The organism is Clostridium sp. CTA-6 (assembly GCF_054768115.1).
In genome coordinates, this window is the sequence record NZ_BAAAAU010000008.1 from 88,464 (window position 1) to 114,832 (window position 26,369).

Annotated in this window: 22 protein-coding genes; 2 read left to right on the forward strand and 20 right to left on the reverse strand. The window is 28.1% G+C overall.

Features of this window, described 5'->3' with window-relative positions; all coding sequences use genetic code 11:
* From ACYUDJ_RS13490 to ACYUDJ_RS13525, 8 genes are all read right to left on the reverse strand, one after another.
* Positions 1-489, reverse strand: a complete 489-nt coding sequence (locus tag ACYUDJ_RS13490) for a PRC-barrel domain-containing protein (protein ID WP_042384619.1) — start codon at positions 487-489, stop codon at positions 1-3.
* A 180-nt stretch (positions 490-669) separates the two neighbouring features.
* Entirely contained in the window at positions 670-1,098 is a 429-nt protein-coding gene (nifU, locus tag ACYUDJ_RS13495) for a Fe-S cluster assembly scaffold protein NifU (protein ID WP_003484630.1), read from the reverse strand.
* 1 nt (position 1,099) lies between these two features.
* Positions 1,100-2,293: a cysteine desulfurase NifS gene (gene nifS / locus ACYUDJ_RS13500; RefSeq protein ID WP_042384617.1), complete on the reverse strand. Its 1,194-nt coding sequence runs from the start codon at positions 2,291-2,293 to the stop codon at positions 1,100-1,102.
* Entirely contained in the window at positions 2,286-2,732 is a 447-nt protein-coding gene (locus ACYUDJ_RS13505; protein ID WP_003484625.1) for an RrF2 family transcriptional regulator, read from the reverse strand. The genes nifS and ACYUDJ_RS13505 overlap by 8 nt, the downstream gene beginning before the upstream one ends.
* Before the next feature lie 164 nt (positions 2,733-2,896).
* Positions 2,897-4,144: a replication-associated recombination protein A gene (locus ACYUDJ_RS13510; RefSeq protein ID WP_003484624.1), complete on the reverse strand. Its 1,248-nt coding sequence runs from the start codon at positions 4,142-4,144 to the stop codon at positions 2,897-2,899.
* Positions 4,145-4,319: 175 nt separating this feature from the next.
* Positions 4,320-5,087 carry a histidinol phosphate phosphatase gene (locus ACYUDJ_RS13515; protein WP_003484623.1) on the reverse strand — a complete coding sequence of 256 codons (768 nt, stop codon included), beginning with the start codon at positions 5,085-5,087 and terminating at the stop codon, positions 4,320-4,322.
* Between the two features lie 133 nt (positions 5,088-5,220).
* On the reverse strand, positions 5,221-6,129 hold the full coding sequence (locus ACYUDJ_RS13520) for an AEC family transporter (RefSeq protein WP_042384613.1): 909 nt from the start codon (positions 6,127-6,129) through the stop codon (positions 5,221-5,223).
* Positions 6,130-6,235: 106 nt separating this feature from the next.
* Positions 6,236-7,102, reverse strand: a complete 867-nt coding sequence (locus tag ACYUDJ_RS13525) for a DegV family protein (RefSeq protein WP_003484621.1) — start codon at positions 7,100-7,102, stop codon at positions 6,236-6,238.
* A 327-nt stretch (positions 7,103-7,429) separates the two neighbouring features.
* On the opposite strand from ACYUDJ_RS13525, the gene yedF reads away from it, so the two are divergent.
* Positions 7,430-8,014, forward strand: a complete 585-nt coding sequence (gene yedF, locus ACYUDJ_RS13530; protein ID WP_003484620.1) for a sulfurtransferase-like selenium metabolism protein YedF — start codon at positions 7,430-7,432, stop codon at positions 8,012-8,014.
* A gap of 248 nt (positions 8,015-8,262) precedes the next feature.
* Here the strand turns inward: yedF and ACYUDJ_RS13535 are convergent, their stop codons facing one another.
* The 3 genes from ACYUDJ_RS13535 to ACYUDJ_RS13545 form a co-directional block, all read right to left on the reverse strand.
* Entirely contained in the window at positions 8,263-9,252 is a 990-nt protein-coding gene (locus ACYUDJ_RS13535) for an ornithine cyclodeaminase family protein (protein ID WP_003484619.1), read from the reverse strand.
* Positions 9,253-9,372: 120 nt separating this feature from the next.
* A complete protein-coding gene (locus ACYUDJ_RS13540; RefSeq protein ID WP_003484615.1) occupies positions 9,373-10,740 on the reverse strand; it encodes an alanine/glycine:cation symporter family protein in 1,368 nt (455 codons plus the stop codon).
* Positions 10,741-11,506: 766 nt separating this feature from the next.
* The gene (locus tag ACYUDJ_RS13545) at positions 11,507-12,841 is read right to left on the reverse strand and encodes an alanine/glycine:cation symporter family protein (protein ID WP_003484614.1); all 1,335 of its coding nucleotides are present in this window, start codon (positions 12,839-12,841) and stop codon (positions 11,507-11,509) included.
* Between the two features lie 378 nt (positions 12,842-13,219).
* Here ACYUDJ_RS13545 and ACYUDJ_RS13550 point away from each other — a divergent pair, with 378 nt between their 5' ends.
* Positions 13,220-13,873 carry a DUF4397 domain-containing protein gene (locus ACYUDJ_RS13550; protein WP_003484613.1) on the forward strand — a complete coding sequence of 218 codons (654 nt, stop codon included), beginning with the start codon at positions 13,220-13,222 and terminating at the stop codon, positions 13,871-13,873.
* Between the two features lie 139 nt (positions 13,874-14,012).
* Here ACYUDJ_RS13550 and ACYUDJ_RS13555 read toward each other — a convergent pair whose 3' ends face one another.
* From ACYUDJ_RS13555 to ACYUDJ_RS13595, 9 genes are all read right to left on the reverse strand, one after another.
* Positions 14,013-14,489: a copper amine oxidase N-terminal domain-containing protein gene (locus ACYUDJ_RS13555; RefSeq protein ID WP_042384610.1), complete on the reverse strand. Its 477-nt coding sequence runs from the start codon at positions 14,487-14,489 to the stop codon at positions 14,013-14,015.
* Between the two features lie 356 nt (positions 14,490-14,845).
* Positions 14,846-18,607: a phosphoribosylformylglycinamidine synthase gene (locus ACYUDJ_RS13560; protein ID WP_003484611.1), complete on the reverse strand. Its 3,762-nt coding sequence runs from the start codon at positions 18,605-18,607 to the stop codon at positions 14,846-14,848.
* Positions 18,597-18,755 carry a hypothetical protein gene (locus ACYUDJ_RS13565; protein ID WP_003484610.1) on the reverse strand — a complete coding sequence of 53 codons (159 nt, stop codon included), beginning with the start codon at positions 18,753-18,755 and terminating at the stop codon, positions 18,597-18,599. Before ACYUDJ_RS13565 ends, ACYUDJ_RS13560 begins: the two co-directional genes overlap by 11 nt.
* Before the next feature lie 49 nt (positions 18,756-18,804).
* Positions 18,805-20,154 (reverse strand): MATE family efflux transporter, encoded by a 1,350-nt coding sequence (locus ACYUDJ_RS13570; RefSeq protein WP_003484609.1) that lies wholly within the window; start codon positions 20,152-20,154, stop codon positions 18,805-18,807.
* Positions 20,151-22,628, reverse strand: coding sequence for a PEP/pyruvate-binding domain-containing protein (locus ACYUDJ_RS13575; RefSeq protein WP_003484608.1), 2,478 nt, complete (start codon positions 22,626-22,628; stop codon positions 20,151-20,153). Before ACYUDJ_RS13575 ends, ACYUDJ_RS13570 begins: the two co-directional genes overlap by 4 nt.
* 4 nt (positions 22,629-22,632) lie before the next feature.
* Positions 22,633-22,908, reverse strand: coding sequence for an acyl carrier protein (locus tag ACYUDJ_RS13580; protein ID WP_030035812.1), 276 nt, complete (start codon positions 22,906-22,908; stop codon positions 22,633-22,635).
* Between the two features lie 5 nt (positions 22,909-22,913).
* Positions 22,914-24,452, reverse strand: coding sequence for an AMP-binding protein (locus ACYUDJ_RS13585; protein WP_003484606.1), 1,539 nt, complete (start codon positions 24,450-24,452; stop codon positions 22,914-22,916).
* A gap of 16 nt (positions 24,453-24,468) precedes the next feature.
* Complete coding sequence (locus tag ACYUDJ_RS13590; protein WP_003484604.1) at positions 24,469-25,479, reverse strand: 3-oxoacyl-ACP synthase III family protein; 1,011 nt, start codon at positions 25,477-25,479, stop codon at positions 24,469-24,471.
* Positions 25,463-26,344 (reverse strand): thioesterase II family protein, encoded by an 882-nt coding sequence (locus ACYUDJ_RS13595; RefSeq protein WP_042384607.1) that lies wholly within the window; start codon positions 26,342-26,344, stop codon positions 25,463-25,465. Before ACYUDJ_RS13595 ends, ACYUDJ_RS13590 begins: the two co-directional genes overlap by 17 nt.
* Positions 26,345-26,369 lie beyond the last annotated feature (25 nt).

The following is a 26,369-nucleotide window of genomic DNA, read 5'->3' on the forward strand; positions in this document are numbered from 1 at the left end:
CTATGTATTTATTTTGTTTTTAACCATAATTTTAAAATCTAAATTTCTACTTCTATAATTAAAGTAAAGTAGATTTCTTTCTCCTAATATTATTTCATTAGGACTTATTATTTTTTTCCCTTTTATAAAATTATTTAAAAATCCCATAGATATTATAATAGCAGCTATTCTAAAATCATCTTCATTTATTATTATATCTTCAATAACTCCCATTAAAACGCCCTCTATATCTATAACCTCTAAATGCTTTATATCATTAAAACTTAAATACTTTCCTCTTCCTAATTTTTTTACTACCATATTTTTATTTATTGATATTATATCTTCTACAAGCACTATATTATCTTTATTTAATATTTTATAAGAACTTACACAAAACCCTACAATTTTTTCTTCATTAAAATCTATTAATATATCTTTTATAAAACCTGCTTTTTTACCATTACTATAGTATACATTCATATATTTAAAATATTTGCTTCTATACATATTTACCCCACTTTATATTAATATTTTAAAATTAAAAGCTTATAAAACTTATGGTTTAATTGCCGACATCTTATCTTTAGTTTTATCAAAAAAATAAAAAATACCCTCTTTAACGAGGGTATTTTTAAAATATCTTATATAAAAATAATTTATTATGTTCTGCAGCAATCTACATATCTATTAATGACCATGTACATGTTCGTGAATATGTTCAGAATGCGTCTTCATTTCCCATGGTTCTAAACCTTGAGATACTCTATATTCATTTATTGCTTTGTGTATAGCTTCTTCTGCAAGTACAGAACAATGCATTTTTACTGGTGGTAATCCTTCTAAAGCTTCTGCTACAGCTTTATTTGTAAGCTGCCATGCATCTTCTAAGTTTTTTCCCTTTATAAGTTCTGTGGCCATACTTGATGATGCTATAGCTGATGCACATCCAAAGGTCTTAAATTTTACATCTTTAATTATGTTATCTTCAACTTTTAAATATATTTTCATTATATCGCCACATTTAGCGTTTCCTACTTCGCCTATACCATTAGCATCCTCTATTTCCCCTACATTTCTAGGATTTCTAAAATGATCCATTACTTTTTCTGTATACATATTATTTTTCCTCCTTGTTTTTCATATAATCTTCCCAAAGTGGTGACATTTCTCTTCTTTGTTTTATTATTTTAGGAAGTACTTCTAATACATAATCTATATCTTCTTCTGTATTCTTATCTCCTAAGCTTAATCTTAAAGAACCATGAGCAACTTCATGTGGCAATCCTATAGATAAAAGCACATGGGATGGGTCTAAAGATGCTGAAGCACAAGCACTTCCTGTAGATCCAAATATGCCATTCATATCTAAATCTAATAATAAAGTTTCTCCTTCAATACCTATAAAGCTAATATTAACATTATTAGGTAATCTCTTGCCCATATCTCTAGGTCCATTTAATTTTACTTCAGGTATTCTTTTTTCAACTTCTTTTATTAGCTTTCCTCTTAAATTAGCTAATTTTTTATTTTCCTCAGGCATATTTTCTATAGCTAATTCTATTGCTTTACCAAGCCCTACTATACCAGCTATATTTTCTGTACTAGCTCTCTTACCTCTTTCTTGTCCGCCGCCATGAATTAAATTTTGTATTTTAACTCCATTTCTTATATATAAAGCACCTACTCCTTTAGGCCCATAAAATTTATGAGCAGACATAGATAATAAATCTATATTCATATCTTTTACATCTATATCTACGTGACCTATAGCTTGAACTGCATCTGTATGGAAATAAATATTTTTTTCTTTGCATAATTTACCTATTTCTTTTATTGGCTCTATAGTTCCTATTTCATTGTTAGCAAACATTATAGAAACTAAAATGGTTTCATCTGTTATAGCAGTCTTTACATCCTCTATACTTACAAAACCTTCTTCATCTACTGGAAGATAAGTTACTTTGAAACCTTCTTTTTCCAAAAATTGTGCTGTATGTAATATAGCATGATGTTCTATTTTAGTAGTTATTATATGATTTCCTTTATTTTTATTAGCATAAGCTATACCTTTTAGGGCCCAGTTATCCGCTTCCGAACCACCACTTGTAAAGAATATTTCATTTTTTTCTGCATTCAATACCTTTGCTACTCTCTCTCTTGCTAGGTCTACAGCTTTTTTAGTTTTATCTGAGAAAGAATATAAAGAAGATGGGTTTCCAAAATTTTCAGTGAAGAATGGAAGCATTTCTTCTAATACCTCTGGTTTTGTATAAGTAGTAGCTGAATAATCCATATAAACTTGTTTATTCATTATTTTCACTCCTTTTAATTGGTGGATTTATTTTTCTATAGTCCTCTACCATATCTTGTAAGGTAGTTGATTCCATTATATTATCTAAACTTTTCTTTATCTTTGCCCACAAAAGCCTAGTTGCACAACAATCCACATTACCACAACTATCCTCTCCCTCTAAACAACTAGATATTTCTATAGGTCCTTCTAAAACCTCCATAATATCTGCTACAGTTATGTCCTTAGGATGCCTATTCAAAATATAGCCCCCTTGAGCTCCCCTTATGCTTTTTATAAGTTTAGCCTTTCTAAGTGGAGAAAATAGTTGTTCTAAATAATATTCAGATATATGTTGCCTTTCTGAAATATTTTTTATAGAAACTGGTTGCCCACCGTAGTTAATTGCCAAATCTACCATAGCCTTTACTCCATACCTACCCTTAGTTGACAACTTCATTTAATCACATCCTTTTAATGTTGACCACTTTACTATGATTTATTTTTATAATAGCAAACCTGAGTAAAACTGTCAACAATATTAATCAATTTTTTTGGAAAATTTTTTAATACAAAAAAGTATAGTCTTAATTTGTAACAGACTATACTAAAATATTCCTTTATTTATCTACTTTTTATATTTTCCCAATATTTTTTTAAATTTTCTTCATATTTATTATGTTGAGCTTTATAATATATCTTATCTTTCAACTCTTTAGGTAAATACTCTTGACTAACATAATGATTATTAAAATTATGGGGATATTTATACCCACCTACACCTAAATTTTTAGCACCATAATAATGGGAATCCTTTAGATGATCTGGCACATCTCCAAAATTAATATTTTCTAAATCTTTCATAGCATTTTTTATGGCTATGTACGCACTATTTGATTTTGGCAAAGTAGCTAAGTATATTGTAATTTCAGATAAAATAATTTGTGCCTCAGGAAATCCTACTTTTAAAGCTAACTCTATACCAGAATTCACAATAGTTAATGCATTAGGATAAGCTAATCCAATATCCTCTGCTGCCATTACTGATAACCTTCTTGTAATAGATGTCATATCTCCACTTTTTATAAGTCTTGCTAAATAATGAACTGCTGCATCAGCGTCACTTCCTCTTATACTCTTTTGGAAAGCACTTAAAATGTTATAATATTCATCTCCTGTAGCATCTGCTCTAATGTTAGACTGTTCTAAGGATTCTATATAGTCCAATGTAATTTCTATATTAAATCCACAGTGAGAATTTACAGCTAGTTCTAAAATATTATAAGCTTTTCTATAATCTCCCTGACATATCTCACCTATATATTCTAAAGCCTCATCAGTATACTTTATATTTATACCCTTATCTATTAATTTGTTTATGGCCTTTTTTAATCCTAAAATAATCTCCTCTTTATTAAGTGGTTTAAATTGAAATATATTGCATCTACTCAAAATAGCTTTATGTATAACGAAATAAGGATTTTCAGTAGTGCTAGCTATTAATACTACTCTTCCATCCTCTATAAACTCTAATAAGGCCTGCTGTTGCTTTTTAGTAAAATGTTGCAGCTCATCTATATACAACACAACACCACTATAGTTTAACAAACTGTTTATGCTAGAAGTTATTTCTTGAATATCCTTAATAGATGCTGTAGTAGCATTTAATCTATAAAATTTCTTATCTACATAATTTGCCATAATATTAGCTAAAGTAGTTTTACCTGTACCTGGTGGTCCATAAAATATAGAATTACATATGGATTTATTTTTCATTAAATTATACAAAGGCTTATTCTCAGATAGTATATGCTTTTGCCCTACAAAATCTTCTAATTTGTTAGGTCTCATTAAATCTGCTAAAGGTCTCATACTCTCACCTCACTAAAAAAGACTTTAACTCTCATTGTAAGTTAAAGTCCTTGTTTTATCAAGTTATAAAGTAAAGCTTTTTAACAAAATGAATTGGTTTATGAGTGTATTTTTTATATTTGCCCCTTTAAAATTAAATCTATTTAATTTTGAGATACATACTCTCTAATCAATTCTATTTATCATATTCAGGTCTTCTATTTTTATAATACACAACCTTTAAATTGCAATAGTCAGCAATTTCTTTTCCAAAGCTTAATCTATTTCCTATGTCTTTAGCATTGTGAGAATCAGAACCTAAAGTAACTGTCCTTCCTCCTAGTTCATAAAATCTCTTATATATTTTAACTAAATTTGTTGCAGCTCTTTTATCATTTAATCTTCTTGTATTGATTTCCATAGATTTTTCTTTTTCTACTATAACCTTTAAAACTTCGTCTATATCCTCTTTAAAAATATCATAATTTATCTCAGGATCTTCATAATTAGCATATCTTGAAATATAATCTATATGTCCTAAACTATCTACAAAATCATACTTTGCTAAATTATAGCTCATATTTTTAAAATAAATATGAAAAGCTTCCTCTTTACTCTTATCCTTATAAAATTCATCTAAATATAAATCAATTTTATCTATTAAATGGATAGAGCCTATTACATAATCAAATTCCCCACTATTAATTACTTCTTTTCCTTGTTCTATAAGATCTCTTTCCATTCCTAATTCTATACCTAAAAGAAGTTTTTCGCTTCTATATTTGTTATACTTCTCAAAATAAGAAGGTACATGGAAACAAAATTTATTTTCATCCTTTAATCCTAAATCCATATGTTCTGTTACTATTATACCTAAATCATTATCTTTAGAAGCCTTTATAGCTTCACCTATGGTCATTTTAGAATCTGTAGAAAACTCCGTATGTAAATGTGTATCAAACATTTTTCCACCTCTTTTATAATATTCAATTAAACATAGTATAAATAAAAAATAATTTTAAAATTAATATCTATATTATAACATTATAATTTAAATTTTTATCATACTAAAATACATTTTAATAAGGGAAATACATTTAACTTATAAAGGCTACTACTAAAGGTATAGTTATAACAGACAAAATAGTAGTTATAAATACGCACTTAGCTGCCAAAACCACATCCCCATCATACTCTTCTGCAAGCACAGTAGCTAATACTGCTGTAGGCATAGCTTCTAATATTACGCATATTTCTAGTAAAAGCTTGTCAGCTTTTACTACAATCATTAAAATATAAACTAAAGCAGGTATTATTATAAGTCTAACAAAAGAGCCATAATAAGCCTCCGTTCCTGAAAAAATCTCCTTTATATTTATATCTGCAAGCATGGAACCCACTATTATCATAGATAAAGGAGTAGTCATAGATCCAACATATTGTAAAGCTGTATTTATAGGTATAGGAATAGAAATTGAAAATACAAGTATAAACATACCTAATACTGTAGCAATTATACCAGGATGTTTTAATATACCCTTTAAGTTTTTAACATCTCTTTCTCCTGTATATATCATGATACCTGCAGACAACATAAATATATTAAAGGGTATGCCAAAAATAGAAGCATAAAATACTCCAACCTTACCATATAAAGCTTCTATTACAGGATACCCCATAAATGCACTATTAGAAAATATAGTAGAAAACTTAAGTACCTTTCTAGCTCTTTCATTATACTTTACAAAAAACAAACCACTTATTAGTAGTAAAGCTATATGTATAATTATTGAATATATAAAAAACATCTTAGCGTTTTTTATCATATCTCCAGTAAAATTATAGTTAAAAGAAGAAACAATAAGACAAGGTAAAGTAACTTTAACTAAAAGATCTGAAAGTTTTTTATTTGCTTCTTCATTTAAAATTTTTCTTTTGCCACAAATAACTCCTATGCCCATTATTATAGAAAGAATTAAAACCTGATTAATAATATTACTCTTCAAAAGAACCCCCCCATATTTTAAATTAATATAAACATTTAATTATTTTCAAAAGAAAAATCCCCCTCTTTGCTATTATACTAAAAAGGAGGATTTTTTTATATGTTACTTATATATTATTTCCTATAAAACATAATGCAAGCATTCCATCTCCACAATGAGCTCCCATACCAATACCTAATTCATTAATTATAAAATTCTTTGCACCAAACTCTTCTATTACCATTTCTTTCAATTTTTCTGCTTCTTCTGCACAATGTCCATGAACTATACCTATTAAAACATCTTCATGATTTGTACAATTTTCCTTGAATCTATCTAAAAGATATCTTATAGCTTTTTTACTTCCTCTTATGTTAGTTATATTTTTTAAAGTGCCATCTTTCTCTATGTGTATAATGGGCCTTATATTTAATAAAGTTCCTATAGTTGCAGAGGTTGCTGATACTCTTCCTCCTCTTTTTAAATGGGTCAAATTCTCCACCATAAACCAATGATTAACTTTATCCTTATTTTCATTTACCCATTTTACTATTTCCTCTTTACTTTTACCCTCTTTAGCCATCTGAACCGCATTATATACCAATAATCCCTGTCCTATAGAGGAACATTTTGTATCTATTATAGTTATATCTGCCTTTTTATTTTGTGCTAATATCTCTTCTCTTGCCATCTTAGCACTATTTACAGTACCACTTAATCCGGATGACATAGCTATATATATTATAGGTCTCTCTTCTTTCAATAATTCTTTAAATTTTTCTTCAAACCTATATTCATTAATTTGACTGGTAGAAGGCATTTCACCCTTTTTAATACCTGTATAAAATTCTTCATAGGATAATGTCTTTCCAAAATCATCTTCCCAGTCTTTTCCTTTAAAATTACACATAAGTCCTAAAAAAGGTATATTATTTTCATCTATAAAATTTCTTGGTAAATCACAACTAGCATCCGTAAAAATTATTGGAACCATAGTCTCACTCCTTATTTATAGTACTTTGTAGCACTGGTATATTTAATTATTAAAAACAAAAAATAAATCCATCAATTATAATTATATTCTATAAACTTCTTTTATATCCTTTATAATAAAGATATGTTTAGATAATTTTAAGAACTGCTAAAATAAAAACAACTATAAATATACCTAACATGAAAGAAAATTTCAAGATAAATTTTAAAATTTCATTATATTATAAAATAGTTTTACTATCATCTATAAGTATTATTTATAAGTCCACTGGTAAATTTGTGATATAATTAAAAATATAAGTAAGATTTATTTTAGGAGGCTAAAAATATGACTAAAATAATTGATTGTAAAGGACTAAAATGTCCTCAACCTGTAATCAATACAAAAAAATATTTTGATTCTATAGAAGAAGGACAAGCTACTACTATAGTAGATAATGAAGTTGCTAAAAATAATATTATAAAGCTTGCTGAAAAAAATGGTTTTAAAAGCGAAGTAGAAGAAAAGGATTCTTTATATTACATAACTATGACCAAAGAACATTGTGTTGCTTGTGAAGCAATTTTATCAAACGAAAAAAAATTAGTTATGGTTATTTCTAAAAATGTTCTTGGTGGTGGAGATGATAAATTAGGAACTGCTCTAATGAAGAGTTATTTATATGCTTTATCTGAAAGTGATAAACTTCCTTCTCATTTATTATTTTTAAATGGTGGAGTTAAACTTACAATAGAAGGTTCTGAATGCCTTGAAAGTATACAATCCCTAAAAGATAAAAGTGTTACTATACTAAGTTGTGGAACTTGTCTTGATTTTTATGGTATAAAAGATAAACTTAAAGTTGGAGAAATAACAAATATGTACACTATAGTAGAAGAAATGACTTCTGCAGATAATACTATATTCATCTAAATAAAATTTGTTTGTATAACTTATAATTATGTAACCTCCATAAACCCACACTGTCATAATTATAAGTATATAATAAAAGCAGGAATTAAAAATTCCTGCTTTTTAATTTACATTAAACTGTATGAAACTCCTATGCAATAGGAGTAAGCGACTCACGCCAAATCGTAGATTTGGGTTCTATTTATACGAAACTCCTATTTACATAGGAGTAAGCGACTCACACCAAATCGTAGATTTGGGTTCGCTGCTTATATTTCTATTTCTTTACCTACTTTATTTTTTAAGGCCTTTTCATATATTTTATATGCTGTTACCACATCTTGAACGGCAATACCTACAGATTTAAATAAAGTTATTTCATTCTCACTTTTTCTTCCCTCTATAGTTTTTGAAATAACCTGTCCTAATTCTCCAGTAACTATATCTTCTTTTATAACCCCTTTTTCTAAAGGTATTATAAAATCTCCTGCTTCACTTAAAACAGCGTCTTTTGAATCTAAATATATTTTATCTGCCTTAGATATAATATATTCATCAATTTCTTGCATATGTTTCATATAGGATCCTACGCCATTTATATGTGCTCCTTTTTTAACCTTTTTCCCATCAAAAACTGGTGAGGTAGCTGTAGTTACTACTGTTATAACATCTGCATCTTCAATAGCCTGATCTGAACTAGTTACTCCTATTATTTCTGCACCATAATGACTTAATTTTTCTTTAGCCTCTTCTACAAAAGCTTTTACATTTTGGAAATTTCTACTATAAACCTTTACTATTTCTAAATTTCTAGCTGCTAATAAAGCTTCTAGCTGACATAAAGCTTGACCACCTGTACCTATTAAAGCTCCTATTTTCGAATCTTCTTTAGCCAAAATGTCTGTAGCTGCTCCAGCAGATGCTCCAGTTCTAAGCTGAGTTAAATAAGTTCCATCCATTATAGCTGAAACTTCTCCTGTTTTTCCATCTAACAGTATCATTTGAGCTGGCACTGCTGGTTTTCCTAGTTTAACATTTTCAGGGAATACAGATACTATCTTAATTCCTGCTGTATCTAATTCCTCAACATAAGCTGGCATAAAAAGACTTGTTCCTTTATATTTAGGTATATTTATATTTGTTCTTAATGGAACTTCAGCTTCCTTAGTTGAATAAAGCCTAAAAGCTTCTTTATCTGCCTCTATAGCATCCCTCATTGTAAATACTTTTTTAATATCTTCTGCTGTTAAAATAAGCATAAAAATACCTCCATAATATAATATTAAACTCTTATATATATAATATTACATTATGGAGTATTATTAAATAGGAATATTAGTTTTTTACTATATTATATTAGTTAATAAAGTTTCAATTAATTATATATTACTAGCCTTTCTATCTGCTACTGCCTGTTTTAATAGGAAATTTTCATTATAGTCTTTAAGTTCTTTTTGAACTAATTTAGCTAAAGCTATTAAAGCTATTAAATTTGGTATAACCATTAATCCATTAAAAGTATCTGCTAATTGCCATACTAGAGGTACATCTAAAATAGTACCCAATATTAAAGATATTAAGAATATTGGAGTGTAAAACTTCATTCCATTTTTTCCAAATAAGAATTTAACATTTAAAGCGCCAAAGAAAAACCATCCTATCATAGTTGAAAATGCAAAGAAGAATAAGCTAATAGCTACAAAAGAATTACCAAATCCTCCAAAACCATTAACAAATGCCTGTTGTGTTAATTCTATACCTGTAGTCTTGCCATCTAAAGCTCCACTTGTAAGTATAACAAAAGCTGTACAGTTTAATATTACAAATATATCTACAAAAACTCCAAACATAGCAACTAATCCCTGTTGTACTGGGTGCTTTACATTTGCTACTGCGTGAGCGTGAGGAGTAGAACCCATACCAGCTTCATTAGAAAATAATCCTCTAGATACTCCATATCTCATAGCTTCTCTTACAGATGCACCTATAAGTCCACCTGTGGCAGCTCTTGGATTAAAAGCTCCTACAAATATCATTTTAAGAGCTGGTATTATATTATAATAATTTTTAAATATAATTATTAAGCTACCTAATATAAATAATGCTCCCATTATAGGTATTAGTTTTTCTGTAACTGATGCTATACGTTCTATTCCACCTATAACTATCATAGCTGTAAGAACAACTAACACTATTCCTGTAATCAAAGTTGGAACATTATAAGCCTTGTTTATAGCTATAGATATGGAATTTGATTGAACCATATCTCCAGTTAAACAGGCAGATACCATCATGGCAAAAGCAAAAAATTTAGCTAATTTTTTGCTACCTAATCCATCTCTTATATAATAAGCAGGTCCTCCCAAAACTTCACCATCTTCAGCATGAGTTTTATATTTTTGAGCTAAAACAGCTTCTGCAAATATAGTACCCATACCAAAAAAGGAACTAATCCACATCCAAAATATAGCTCCTGGTCCACCAGATGCTATAGCTGTTGCAGCCCCAGCTAAGATTCCTGTTCCTACTTGCGCTGCTACTGCAGTAGCTAATGCTTGGAATGAACTAATTCCATCATCATTATCACTTTTAGTAAATACTTGTTTAAACATTGCCTTGAACTTTTTAACTTGTACAAAACCCAATTTAAAAGTAAAAAATATTCCCGCACCACATAAAAAAAACATTAATATATAGGACCATAGCACGTTGTTGATATTTTCAAAAATATTTAGTAAAAATTCCATAAACTTCTCCCCTTTTTATGTATATCTTAAAATGTATTAGGATCAAATCCTCATTGTAAATGTTATCATTTTTCAAATATTAAGTAAAACTAGTATTTATATCTTTATTCTTTATTTAAAATAATTACCTTTGAATATTTTGAATTTACTGCATAATAATCTTAAAACCTTCAACCAATTGCATTCACAATAATCCTAACCAACTATAATTGTTAAAAAATATACATTTATGAATATTTTAAAATATATTATTTCATATTTATTAACAATCTATTTTATAACTGTGCATTGCTAAATTATAATTGCAAAGAATTTTTTCATTAAAATTATAATTTAAAATAATATTTAATAAATAAATTTTAATTACTCATTAAAAATTTTATATTATACTGTCTTATTTTTAGCTTTATATAATTTTTTTCACTTAATATAAATATATTTACAAATATATTTATGATTTTTCCATATATGTTTTTTATTATCTATTCACAAAGATAAAACTATTTTTATCAATATGCTTTATAAAAATATAACAAAGTATTCAGAAGATTTTAAAAATATCATAATTTTAATCCTACTTTTTTTAATTTTTGCAAATAAAAAAATATCTCTAACATAATAAATTTACATAATATTATGTTAAGAGATATTTTATTTTAGTACATATTTTTCATTGTTAACATTCTACTAACTCTTTAAATAATTTTTTCTAAATTTTATCCTATATAGGCAATTTTTTTACTAAAGGTTTATCTAAAGTTAATAATTATTTTATAGAGAAATTATTTTCATAATCCTTAAGTTCTTTCTTAACTAATTTAGCTAAAGCTATTAATGCTATTAAATTAGGTATTACCATAAATCCATTGAAGGTATCTGCTAATTGCCATACTAATGGTACATCTAAAACTGTTCCTACTACTAAGGCTACAAGGAATAATACTACATAAGGCTTTGTTCCTTTATCCCCAAATATAAACTTAACATTTAATAATCCAAAGAAATACCATCCGATTATTGTTGAAAAAGCGAAGAAGAATAAGCTTATTGCTACAAATATATTACCAAAATGTCCAAAACCATTTATAAAAGCCTGTTGAGTTAACTCTATACCTGTAGTCTTTCCATCTAGGGCTCCAGTTGTTAAAATTACCATAGCTGTACAAGTTAAAACAACAAAGGTATCAATAAATAATCCAAACATAGCTACAAGACCTTGTTGAGCTGGATGCTTAACATCTGCCACAGCATGAGCATGCGGAGTAGAACCCATACCGGCTTCATTAGAAAATAATCCTCTAGATATTCCATATCTCATAGCTTCCCTTACAGATACACCTATAAGACCTCCTGTAGCTGCTTTAGGATTAAATGCTCCTACAAATATCATTTTAAAGGCTGGTCCTATATTATCATAATTAATTCCTATTATTATTAAACTTCCTATGATAAAAAATAAAGCCATAATAGGAACTAATTTTTCTGTAACTGATGCTATTCTTTGTATTCCTCCAAGAACTATTAACGCAGTAAGTATTGCTACTATTATACCTACAACTATATTGGGAACTCCAAAGGCTTTATTTACAGATATACCAATTGAATTGGATTGTACCATATCACCAGTTAAACAAGCTGATACCATCATTGAAAAAGCAAAGAATGCAGCTAATTTCTTACTACCAAATCCATCCCTTATATAATAAGCTGGTCCACCAAGTACTTCTCCATTATCTTTTTTCACTTTATATTTTTGGGCTAAAATTGCTTCTGAGAATATAGTTCCCATACCAAAGAAAGCACTAACCCACATCCAAAATATAGCTCCTGGGCCTCCAGCAGCTATAGCTGTAGCAGCCCCTGCCAAGTTTCCCGTTCCAACCTGTGCTGCCACTGCTGTAGCCAAAGCTTGGAAAGATGTTATACCTGAATCTTTATTTTGATTTTTTGAAAAAACCTGTTTAAACATGGCTTTAAATTTTCTTACTTGTACAAATTTTAAATTAAAAGTAAAAAATATTCCTGCCCCAAATAAAAAGAACATTAAAATATAACTCCAAAGTATATTGTTAAAACCTTCAACAATTTTTAATAAGTCCATAAAAACCCTCCTTTGTTTTAATACGCTCCTAAAAAATCTCTTTTATTTATTGTAAATGTTATCATCTTTTAATTTCTTGGTAAAACCTCTTTTTAGCTCAAATTAGGTTATTTACTCAAAATAAGTCTAATTTTTTTTAATTTACTGTATATTGATTTGTTTATTTTAAAATCTTGCAGTATAAAGTTATTTTTACTATATTCTTGTTAAAACATATACATAATTGCAATTTCATATTTGTATAATTGCGTATATTTTAAATAAAATTTACCACATTTTATTTAATGAATAATTTAACAAATAAACAAAATATTATGTAACAAATTTTCAACCATATCTATATATTAATACTGTAGAAATTTTTAGTGAGGTTTTATTATGTTTGATTTGCCTTGTTTTGATGAAAACAAAGTAAAATTTAGAAAAAGTGATGAAAAATCACATGTTAGAATTCTTCACGCATCCCCCGATGCTCCTGCCGTAGATATATATATAAACGATAACTTAATATATAAAGGACTATCTTATAAAGGCTTTACTGAGTATATGCCTTTAACATCTACGATTTATAACATAAAACTATTTCCTACTGGTAAAAAGGATGTACCCCTTATAAATAAATTTTTTTTCATTCCACCAAACTCTATATATACAATAGCAGCTACAGCACTCCTTAAAGATATAGCTTTGTTTCCTATACTTGATAAAAAATTAGACAACAAAGATCCAAACAAGGCCTATGTACGTTTTGTGCATCTTTCTCCTAATGCTCCAAAGGTAGATTTTTATATGAATAGTAAAGAAATATTTAATAATATAGGCTATAAAAACATAACAGATTACTCACCTGTAGATCCTAAAAATTATACAATAACCCTAAAGTTTGCTAATACAGAAAATACAGTATTAACATCTCCAAATGCTAATTTAAAAGCTAATAAATATTATACTGTTTATGCTGTAGGATTAGCTAATGGTAAACCTTCCCTAGAAGTTTTAATTCCCCTTGATGGTAACTCATATATAAAATAATTCTTAGCTTTATATAAAATTTAAATATTTTTTGAAAAGCAAACACCCTATTTAGTTATAATATTTCATTAACTAAATAGGGTGTTATTTACTTTATAAAAAACTTTTTTAGATTCTACATAATTTTTTACCGATATATTTATTTAAGTATTACTTCTCCTGTTTTATTATCTACCTCTATATTTACTTCGAATATATCTTTAATATAGCTTTGTGGCAGCATTAATTCATTATTTCTAATTCTTATATTCTTATCTATTTTTCTGTTTAGATTTGTTGAACTATTTTCTATAAAAATTACTTCTTCATTAGCTTTAATATTCTTATCCATTACCTTTATAATTATACTATATTCATCATCATTATATAGCTTTATTCCCAAGGAATCTGCCACATATTTTAAAGGTAAATATACATTGTTATTTTCATCCTTAAAAGGACTTACAGTCATTAAAAATTCTTTTTTAGAAACCTTACTTTTCTTGTATTTATTCTTGTTTATTTTAAAAACTACTTTACCATATTTGTGATGATACATGAATTTTGCAGCGTTTAAAAGGAGATCAACTAGACTAAAAGATAACAAACCTATAAAGCTGTATAAAATAATTTTCACCATATCACCTCTTCATTATTATAAAAAATAAATTTAAACTACACATTATATAGTATTAAATTCTACTTTTATCTGATTTAATTATAATATCCTGGTTAGTATTTTGTCAATTAAAAATATTAAGAAATTAAAATATATTCAAAAAAATTGGTTGCTTTTTACAATACAACATATATACATAAGTAAAAAAGTGTATTTCCAAATAAACCAGATTTAATTTTAAAGTCACAAAGATAAAAAATACACATAATAAACCACTTCATTTAACTAATATGTTTATTACGTGTATTTTTTATCTTTGCTATATTAAAATTAAGCCTAGTTTCAGATACCTTTTTTAAAGCTATAAATAAAATTTATTTAAAATATTTTATTCCCGCATCAAATATTTTTTGATCCTTATTACCTGATACATTTTTTAGTGTTCCATAGCCTATTCTTTCTGAATGTGCCATTTTACCAAGAATCCTACCATCAGGACTGCAAATACCTTCTACACCAAATACAGATCCATTGGGATTATATTTTATATCAGAAGTAACATTTCCATTAACATCTACATATTGAGTAACTATTTGGCCATTATCTATTAATTTTTTCATTACATTATCTTTAGCATAAAATTTACCTTCTCCATGGGATATAGGTATTGCATGTATATCTCCTACTTCCACATTATTAAACCAAGGTGATAAATTAGAAACCACTTTAGTATAAGCTATTTTGGATTGGTGTCTTCCTATATCATTATAAGTTAGTGTTGGACAACTTTCATCTATATCACGTATTTCCCCAAAAGGTACTAACCCTAATTTTATTAAAGCTTGGAATCCATTGCATATACCTAGCATCAATCCATCTTTAACCTTTAGAAATTCCATAACTGAATCTTTAATTTTTTCATTTCTAAATATAGTTGCTATAAACTTACCAGAACCTTCTGGTTCATCACCTGCACTAAATCCACCAGGTAACATAATTATATTAGATTGTTTTATTTTAGAACTTAAATTATCTATAGATTCCTTTATATTGTCTGAACTCATATTATTAAATACAACTAATTCTACCTCTCCACCAGCTTTTTCAAAGGCCCTTTTAGAATCATATTCACAATTAGTACCTGGGAATACTGGAATTAGAATCTTTGGTTTAGGAACTTTTATGCTTGGGGATTTTTTATTTTTCTTTTTATATAGTGGTATGTCTAAATCTTTCTTATATTCTTTCTCTACTTTCGATACAAATACATTCTCTAGAGTACTTTCAAATTCTTTGTAACATTGATCTAATAATATTTCCTCCTCTAAAATTTCTATAGAAGCTCTTTCAGTAGTATCACCTATTATTTTATAATCTATTTCTTTTAATAGGTTTAAATCAAAGTTTTTATTAACCTCTAATATTATTGATCCATAGTCTCTCGAAAATAATTCTTCTTTTTCTAAATTCTTTAACTTTGCCCCTATATTATTTCCAAAACACATTTTACTTATAGCTTCTGAAATTCCTCCAAATTTAATAGTAGAGGCCGCTAGAACATTACCTGTTCCTATAGCTTCATATACTTTTTCATAATTTTCCTTAAGAATATTAAAATCTGGGATTTCTTCTTTATTTCTTTTAGCTTTTATATATAAAATAACACTTCCTACTTCTTTAAATTCTGAGGATATTATTCTATTCACATTTGTAACTCCTACTGCAAAGGATACTAAAGTTGGTGGTACATTCATATCTTTAAAAGTTCCTGACATACTATCCTTTCCACCTATAGCTGCAATAGAAAATTCTCTTTGAGCCTTTAGTGCTCCTAAAAGAGACGCTAATGGTTTTCCCCATTTTTCTTCTTTATTTTCTAGTTTTTCAAAATACTCTTGGAAAGTAAGTCTTATTTTTTTATAGTCTATCCCCATAGCTACAGCTTTAGTTACAGATTCTATAACAGCATACATTGCTCCATGGAAAGGACTCCATTTAGATATTTTAGGATTAAATCCATAAGTCATAACTGTAGCTGTAGTAGTATCTCCTTCTAATACTGGAAGTTTAGCTGCCATACCCTCCTGTGGAGTTTTCTGATATTTACCTCCTAAGGGCATTATAACGGTACCAGCTCCTACTGTACTATCAAACATTTCTACTAATCCTTTTTGACTACATACATTTAAATCTTTTATATTTTCAATCCATTTATCCTTTATATTTTCTTTAGAACCTATAACTATTTTTTGAAAATAGCTTTCTTTTTCTGGAGTATTTATATACGCCTTAGTCTTTTGCACCACCCCATTAGTATTTAAAAATTCTCTGTCCAAATCAACTATAATATTATCTTTCCATAGCATCTTAAGTCTTTTTTCTTGTTTAACTTCTGCAACTACTGTAGCCTCTAGGTTTTCTTCTTCTGAAAATTTAATAAATCTTTCTCTATCTTCCTTTGAAATTACCACTGCCATACGTTCCTGTGATTCTGATATAGCTAATTCTGTTCCATCTAAGCCTTCATATTTTTTAGGGACTTTATTTAAATCTATGTAAAGACCTTCTGTAAGTTCCCCAATAGCTACAGATACTCCGCCAGCTCCAAAATCATTACATCTTTTTATCATAGTACTTACTTCTTTATTTCTAAAAAGTCTTTGAATTTTTCTTTCTGTTGGTGCATTTCCTTTTTGTACCTCTGAACCACAGTTTTCTATAGATGATTCTGTATGTTTTTTAGAAGAACCAGTAGCACCTCCTATACCATCTCTACCTGTTCTTCCTCCTAATAATATAACTATATCTGAAGGTTTAGGTTCTTTTCTAATTACATTTTCCATAGGCGCTGCACCAATAACTGCACCAATTTCCATTCTTTTAGCCATATAACCTTTATCATATATTTCTGAAACTTGACCTGTAGCTAAACCTATCTGATTTCCATAAGAACTATATCCATGAGCTGCTTCAGTAGTTATTTTCTTTTGAGGAAGTTTTCCTTCTAAGGTATCTTCTATATTTTTTCTTGGATCTGCACTACCTGTAACCCTCATAGCTTGATATACGTAAACTCTTCCAGAAAGAGGATCTCTTATAGCACCTCCAACACAAGTAGCTGCTCCACCAAAAGGTTCTATTTCTGTAGGATGGTTATGAGTTTCATTTTTAAACATAACAAGCCATTTTTCTGTTTTACCATCTATTTCAGCATCTACAACTATGCTACAAGCATTAATTTCTGGAGACACATCTAAATCCTCCATTAATCCTTTTTTTCTTAACTCTTTTGCTGCTATAGTAGCTATATCCATAAGACATGTAGCTTTTTCTTTTGCATGTACAAAGCCTTTAATATTTTTATACTCTTCATAAGTTTCCTTTATTGCATTAGAATATAATCCTTCTTCTATTTTTATATCCTCTATTTCTGTCATAAAGGTTGTATGTCTACAATGATCTGACCAATAAGTATCTATAACTTTAATTTCTGTTATAGTAGGATTTCTTTTTTCTTCATTTTTAAAATATTCTCTGCAAAATTTTAAATCTTCAAAGGTCATAGCTAAATTTCTATCTTGTAAAAATTCTTTCAATTCTTTTTCACTTAGATCTATAAATCCATCTAATACTTCTACAGACTGTACTTCTAACTGTACATCTACTAAGGAATTAGGCTTTTCAAGCTGTGCTTCCCTTGAATCTACTTTATTTATGCAATATTCTTTTATTTTTTCTAGTTCTTCTTTTGTTATATTCCCCTTTATAACAAAAACTTTACTATACTTTACAATAGCTCCTTGTTTTTGAGTAAGTATTTCTATACATTGAGCCGCAGAATCTGCCCTTTGATCATATTGACCTGGTAAATATTCTACTGAAAAAATCTTATCCTCACTATCATAAGAAAATTTTTCTTCATATAGCTCATCTACAGTCTTTTCTGAAAATATAGTATACTTAGCCAAATTATATTCCTCATCACTTATACCACTTATATTATATTTATTTAAAATTCTTACATCTTTTATATTTTTCATATTTAGGCTTAACTTAAAATTATCTAATATTTTTTTACTTTCCACCCTAAATTGCGGTTTTTTTTCTACGAATAATGTTTTTATTTCATTCCCCACTTCTATCCCTCTTTCCGAATATTTTTTTAAATTTCTTTTTTATAATTCGTGTTAAATTAATTATATCATAGGTTATCTCAAAATAATAGGTTGTTTTATCTTTAAAATCTATTATTTTATGAACTATATATAAAAAAACTACTCCCATTCATATTTTCTTGGTAGTAGTTTATAATTATTTTATATTAAAGTATACTCTAACATTTTAACTCTTTTTTATACTTAGCTACTAAAACAACTGAAATAACAAAAGTAATAAAATCTGATAAAGGTTGAACATACAATATACCCTTTATCCCCAACATCTTAGACATTATTAAAATTAAAGGTATATATATATAACCCTGCCTGGATGAAGTAATTAAAGTAGCTTCTTTGAATTTATGTGTACTTTGTAAGAACATACCCGTTATAGTAATATATCCTATAAGTGGTAAAGTGATTGATTGTATACTTAAAACTTGTGAACCTATATTAATTATCTCATTATCATTTCTAAACAACATTACCATATTTTCGCTGTACATTAAAAATATTATAGAAATAAAAGCCATAAATATTATAGCTGATCTTAATGTAAATTTTAAAGCTTTCTCTACTCGTTCATATAACTTAGCACCATAATTAAATATACACACAGGCTGAAATCCATGTCCAAGCCCTACCATAAGATAAGTTCCTGCAAGCACTAATCTATTAACTATAGTAAAAGAAGCTATATATTCTTCGCCAAAAATTTTTAATTCATTATTCAAAAGCATAAGAGATATTCCTATAAAAATTTCTCTTGTAAAATTCGGTATCCCTCCTCCATAAAGCTCAGACAATATTTTTTTATTTATAGAAAAATTTTTTAGATTAAATTTTATATTTTCTCTCATTCCACTAACTATAATTAAAATGATAAAGCTTATTATTTCTCCAATAATCGTGGCATACGCGGCTCCTTTAATTCCTAAATTAAAATAAAAAATAAAAATAGGATCCAGTATACAGTTAATTACTGCTCCAGATGCAATAGCAGCCGCCCCCAAACTTGGATTTCCTTGTAATCTAAATTGATTATTCATCGTCAAAGCTGAAATCATAAACGGGGTACCTATTAATAGTATTAAAAGATATTCTTTCGTTGAAAATAAAAGAGAATTAGTGGCTCCTAAAAAAAGTGCTAATTCATTTAAATACAGTTCCCCAAAGATCATTATAATTGTCCCTGTGAGAAATGATATAACAAGACCATCTATTGCCATTTTTGATGACTCTGTTCTATTTTTTTTACTTTCCATTCTTGACATATAATTTCCTGAACCGTGTCCATATAAAAGTCCAAAGGCCTGGGTAACACTCATAAATGAAAATGCCAGCCCTACTGATGCTGTAGATATTGTATCGATCTTGGATATAAAATAAGTATCTGCTAAACTGTATGCAATTCCTATTAGCATTGCCATTGTAGACGGTATAGCCATTTTCAATATTAATTTAGGAATTGGCGTCTTAGTAAGTTTTTCAAATTTCTCCTGTTTTTCTTCTATATTCTTTGTCATATTATTTCCTCTGATAATCGCTTTACAATACCATTATTTCCGTCTACTAATATATAGTCTCCATCTGATAAATTTACTGTGGCATTTCCAACACCCAATACTGCTGGTATATTATATTCACGTGCAACGATAGCTGCATGAGATAAAGCTCCCCCTGTATCTGAAACAACTCCTTTTGCTATTTTAAAAAGAGGGGTCCACTCAGGATCAGTGTATGGACATATAAGAATATTATCTTCTTTCAGTTTATCAAATTCAGTATGATTTTTTATAATACAAACTCTACCTCTCACTAAACCTGAACTTCCACTTATTCCCTTAAAAATATTTTTCTCATTATCGTAAAAAGCATCTAATGTCATCTGCTCCCAAAGTTCTTCAGCCTCTCTACGGTGATTTTTCCTATATGAAATCAATTCTCTACATTCATGCTCTAACTTACCAATAGCTATTACTTTTCTTAAATCTTGAAAAGACAAATAGAGCAAATCTTCTTTCTTTGTATTTAACAAAGCTTCTATTCGTTTTAAAAGCACCCTCAATAATCCAAATCCTGTTTCCCAAAGATATTGACTTTCCTCACGTCTAACATGAGCTAGTCTATAATAAGTAATATCTGCCATTGTTTTCTTAAATCTTTTTGTACCTTTACTTTCCTCCAACTCTTTCAATATACCCATGTATTTTCCAGATTTGTTTTCTTTATATTCTTTATTCTCTGAAATGGTTATTTTAAGAAGTTTTATAAATCTATTTGGTTCCTCATTCCAAGAAGATGAAGAGAATGGAATACAGCAATAATTAGACTTCCAACCATATTTATTAAAAAACTCTTTTATTTCTATTGAATCGTAATCATATTTTTCTTTTATAAATGCATAGCTTGCCCCTTCTATTAAATCCTTTATTAATTCTTTATTTCTTGATAAAGTTTTTGATAAAATATCAATATCCTTATTCATATCTACTGTTACATAATCTAAATCTGATAAGAGATCATACTCTGTATAATTTGGATTTATAGATTTAAGTTCTTTATCAAGTTTTTCACCAATAATAACAGATGGAAAAAGAAAATATCTAAATCTTGCAAAAGAAATTCTTTTATGAATTGAAATAATATCACTCATGTATTTATCTACATCACAAAGAGAAAATTTATAACTATTTTCATCTATATTTTGTTCTATTACTTTGAGTTCTTTTTTACAAGAATCTAAAATTTTTTCTCCATATTCAATATTCTTTTCATTATTTTTATATTCATTATAAACTTTAAAAAAGCGTAAAACTTTTGGATTTACTTTCCACCTAATTTTATTCATATGGATTATACCCATATTATCCATATATATAGGACTTTCTATTTTTAGTCCTACATCCTTAAAAAGTTCAAATTTCATATTTTGCAATATCATTGCAATTTCATAATCTAGTGGATAACATGCAACTGGAAAATGTTCTATCATATTATTTAAATACTTTTTTTCTTTTTGTGAGTACTGCTTTCTGGTATTTTTATTCTGTTTTTTCTTTATAGTTGTAATTGGACGTGCCTGAAGAATATATACTTTTTTATTTTTAATTGCCCATTCTATATCCATAGGTTTTTTATATAAACCTTCTATCTTTAAAGCCATATCAAATAATTCTTTTAAATTTTCATTATGAAGACATCTTCTTTCTCTCATATCAAAAGAATTATTTACAACCACAGTTCCTTTATCCGAATATACAACTGAAATTTCCTTACTTCCAAGAGTAAAAGCTATTTTTTTACCATTTTTATCAAGAACATAATTATCTGGTGTAACTTTTCCTGACACTATGGCTTCCCCCAAATTATAAGATGCATCTATCATTATTTCTTTTTCAGCAGTTATTGGGTTAGATGTAAACATAACACCAGAAATATCCGATTCAATCATTTCTTGAATAACAACTGCTATACCAACATTCAAATGATCATATCCATTATTAGTTCTATATGAAAATGACCTAATGCTCCAAAGAGAAGAAAAGCACTTTTTTATTGATACAAATAAATCTTCCTTATTCATAATATTCAAATATGTCTCTTGTTGCCCTGCAAAACTTGCTTCCGGTAAATCTTCGGCTGTTGCCGAAGATCTTACTGCTAAGTGAATAGGTCTCTTAAATTTATTAAATCTACTCAATATATCTTCTTTTAAGTCCTTTGGAAACTCAGCTTTTAAGATTAAATTTCTTATCTCTTCAGTTTCATCCTCTATAGATAAAGTTTCTTTATCCATATTACTAATTTTTTGTTCTATTATTTCTAATATACCATTACTTTTCAAGAAATTTTTATATGCATTAGCTGTTATAATAAAGCCATCTGGAACAGGAATGCCACATGAAATCATTAGTCCTAAATTAGCCCCTTTTCCTCCTACAATATCAATTTGATTTTTCCGTGCATCTTTTATGCCAATAATATTTTTAGTATACATTTTTTCACCCCACTATATCTTTTAAATCAATTTTAGTCTTTTCAATATTCTCAACTATTTCATTCAGAGATATTGATTTATAAAGATCTACTGTAGCATCTAGTGATATACCATACTCCTCCTGTAAAATAACATATAATTGAATGATTACCATACTTGTAGCTCCCATTTCTGTTAAATCTACATCATCCATAATATCTTCAGTGTTAACATCCATTAGCTCCGATAGATATTTTTTAATTTGTTTTTTTAGTCCAATTTTTGTATTATTATCTATCATAATTATCATACTCCTTTTATATTAAATACCTCACCAACATCCCTATATTCTTCCAGAATGCGGATAGGATCTCCCTTTTGAGTAAATTCAATATTTATATTTAAAAATAGTACTTTTAATATTTTCTTTGAAATAGGAAGATTCTTATTTTTTTCCCTTATTAACTCAATAATATATTCTTTTGAAATGCGTTTATGTGTATTCCTATCAATGAACATAGTAGCCCTATTTTTATATTCTGATATAAAGTATACAATCCCTTTAGGCCTCATATCTTTAAAAAATTCTTCTAATTCTTCAGCATATATATTTTCTCCAGATTCATCTACAATAATATTTTTCATCCTACCTTTAAAAAAAAGTTTTCTATTTTTTAGCTCAAATATATCCCCCGTTCTATAATACATGCCTTCAATTAGTTCAGGGCAAATTTCTTTTTTATCTTTTATAGAAGCAGTGTATATCGCATCTGATTTTACGATAATTTCTCCAGTGCCCTCATTTCTTATACTTCCATCTGAAGTTAAAACTTTAATTTCATAATTATCATAAACTTTTCCCTCAGACTCACAATCATTTAAATCACTTTTACCTATAGATAAAAAACCAGTTTCTGTTAATCCATAACCAACGAAAAATTCAATTCCTGCTCTAATATAACTATTTCTAATAGAAGCATCTGTTTTACTTCCACCACTTAAAATAATTTTAAAATTTTTTCCCAATAATTTATCTACACCTTCACGATTTTCAGAATACCTTCTCTTCAATATATTTTTTATTAATTTCCACACCATAGGCACACCAAAGCTTCCTAAAGCATTCTCATTTCTTATTCCTTTAATAATCCCATATGGTGTTTGATCTGATAGAAAAACAACTTTTAAGTCTAAAGTAATAAAAATTAACGGTAATAAAAATCCTAAAATATGATTCATAGGTAAAAAACTTACTATTTTTCTGTACGAATTATCAGTTTTATACACAATATCTGCTAATGTCTCATTTTTTAAGAATTCATATTTAACATTTTTTATTTGATTTAAAATTGCATAAGCATGATATATAATAACTTGTGGCTTTCCTGTTGTTCCAGAAGATAAAAATGCTACTTTGCTAGACCAAATATCTTTCTCAAATTTACTATTTAAACATTGAATATCAATAGCTTCATTATGAAAATTATCTAATATATTATTATCTAAAATAGCAACTAATTCCACATCTATCTTATATCTATACCTATTATTACTTTCACTTTTGTTGTCAAGTAATAATATATTCCATCCCAATTTCATAGCCCCAAATACTACTGCATAATAGAGATAGTTATTATGATATTTCAAACCAATCCAATCTCCAACTTTTATATTTGGATAAAGAAGTTTTAAAAATCTACTCATTTTATTAATCAACATTTGATATTGTTTTTTATTGTACACAATCCTTTTTTCATCATTGTAGACTATTATACATTCTTTATTACTATCTTCCTCTTGAAAAATTACAGTATATATATCTCCAAAAGTAACCTTTTCTTTCATATACTCACCTACATAACTAAAGTATTACTGCGATAGTCGCAATATTAATTCCAACTCCAACACCAGACATTAAGGTCTTACTTCCAGTCTTTAGTCTTCCATCCATAATAGCTTCATATGTTGCTATCGGAATATTGCTAGCTCCAACATTTCCAAATTTATCAACGACTTGAATAATTTTTTCAATTGGGAAAGATAATTCCTTAGACATACTCTTATTAATCCATTTAGCTACTTGTGTTGGTATATAACAATCTACATCCTTCTGAAAATTCCACCCAACTTCACGTTCTAAAATTGGCAATAAGTTTTTCCCTAAATTTCTTTGCTCATCTATTATAACTTTAGTGGTCCCAGGAATATACATTTTATCAGGATCTCTCGGGAAACGAACTCCACCTCCCCAAACTACATTATTGTTCCAATATTCTGCATATGTACGGAAAATACCCTTCACAATGCCTTTATTGTTATCTTCCTCTCTTTCCATTATAAAAGCACCGCCACCATCGCCTATAGACAAAGTCACCGGAGCCCTTCTAATTAGTTCCTCTTTAGATTCAAACTTAAAATTGATCCATTTTGATAAAGCTTCTCCAGAAACAACAAGAACTATATCAGCTTTTCCTGTCTTTATTAAACTATCTGCAATATCAATACCTGTTAAGAATGCATTGCAAGCATTTTTAACATCAAATCCAAATGCATTCTTTATGTTCAATAAATCCATCACTACATTTGCTGTTGCTGGTTCAGCAAAATCTTGAGATACAGAACAAAAAATAAGTGCATCAATTTCAGCACTTGAAACTCCTGCCTTTTTCATGGCATCTATAGCTGCCTTCGCTGCAATATGTGAACTATATTCATTGGTATCTGAATATCTTCTTTCTTCACATCCCGTTAGCATCTTACAAAGTCCTTTTCTAACCCCCAATTTTTTAAAACCTGCAAGTTCTTCCGCTTCTTCGCTAGTTACAATTCTATTTGGTAAGTATCTTCCTACTCCCTTAATCCTTGATCTCATAATTCACCTCAAATTTTTTTAATATAGTTTCTGCTTTTTCCTGTATCTTCTGTAATACAGTTTCATTATTATTAAATAGAATCAAATGATCTCCTTCTACCATATATAACTCAAACTTTGCACATGTATATTTCTTCCATTTCATTAATTCTAACTCACTAGCTATTTCATCATTAGTAGCTCCAAAAACAGTTAAATCAACATTGATAGGCAATAGACTTATTTCATCTTCTAAAGTTATTTTTTCATCCTCAATAAAAAGTTTTATATGTTCAAGCACAAACTCCAATGCTTTATATTTCTTCCCTTTTATCAGCTTTATATCTCCATATATCTCCCTATACATATCTTCTACAGAAAAATCTAAAAATTTTTCTATGTTGTTATAAACAATATTTAAAAATACGGACAATAATTTATCTAATTCCTCTTTTGTAATTAAATCATCAAGAAAATATTTTTCAAAAACACTTTTTACAAAATTCTTTCTCTTAGGATCTTCCAACATTTTTTTTCTATTTTTCAAGATATCAGGTGGCGGTTCCACAGCAATAAAAATGTGCTTCGGTTTTTTAAATTCATGCATCTCTATTAGTCTACATAAATCTATTGCTATAATTGAACTTGAACTATTTCCTAATATCATATACTCTTCATTATTCTTCAACTTTAATTTAACATCCTCAAATAACAAATCTATAAGATTTCTACGACTTACTGCTTTTTTATCCCTCTCTTTAATTCCTCGGCCTGGTATCTCCAATGGACTTAGTCTGATTTGCTTTCCAATAATCGGTATCCATTTGTAATACATTATTGATGAAGAACCCGCCCCTGGCAATGTAAATAATCGAACTATACTCACAGCATCACACCTCCTTAAAAATAGA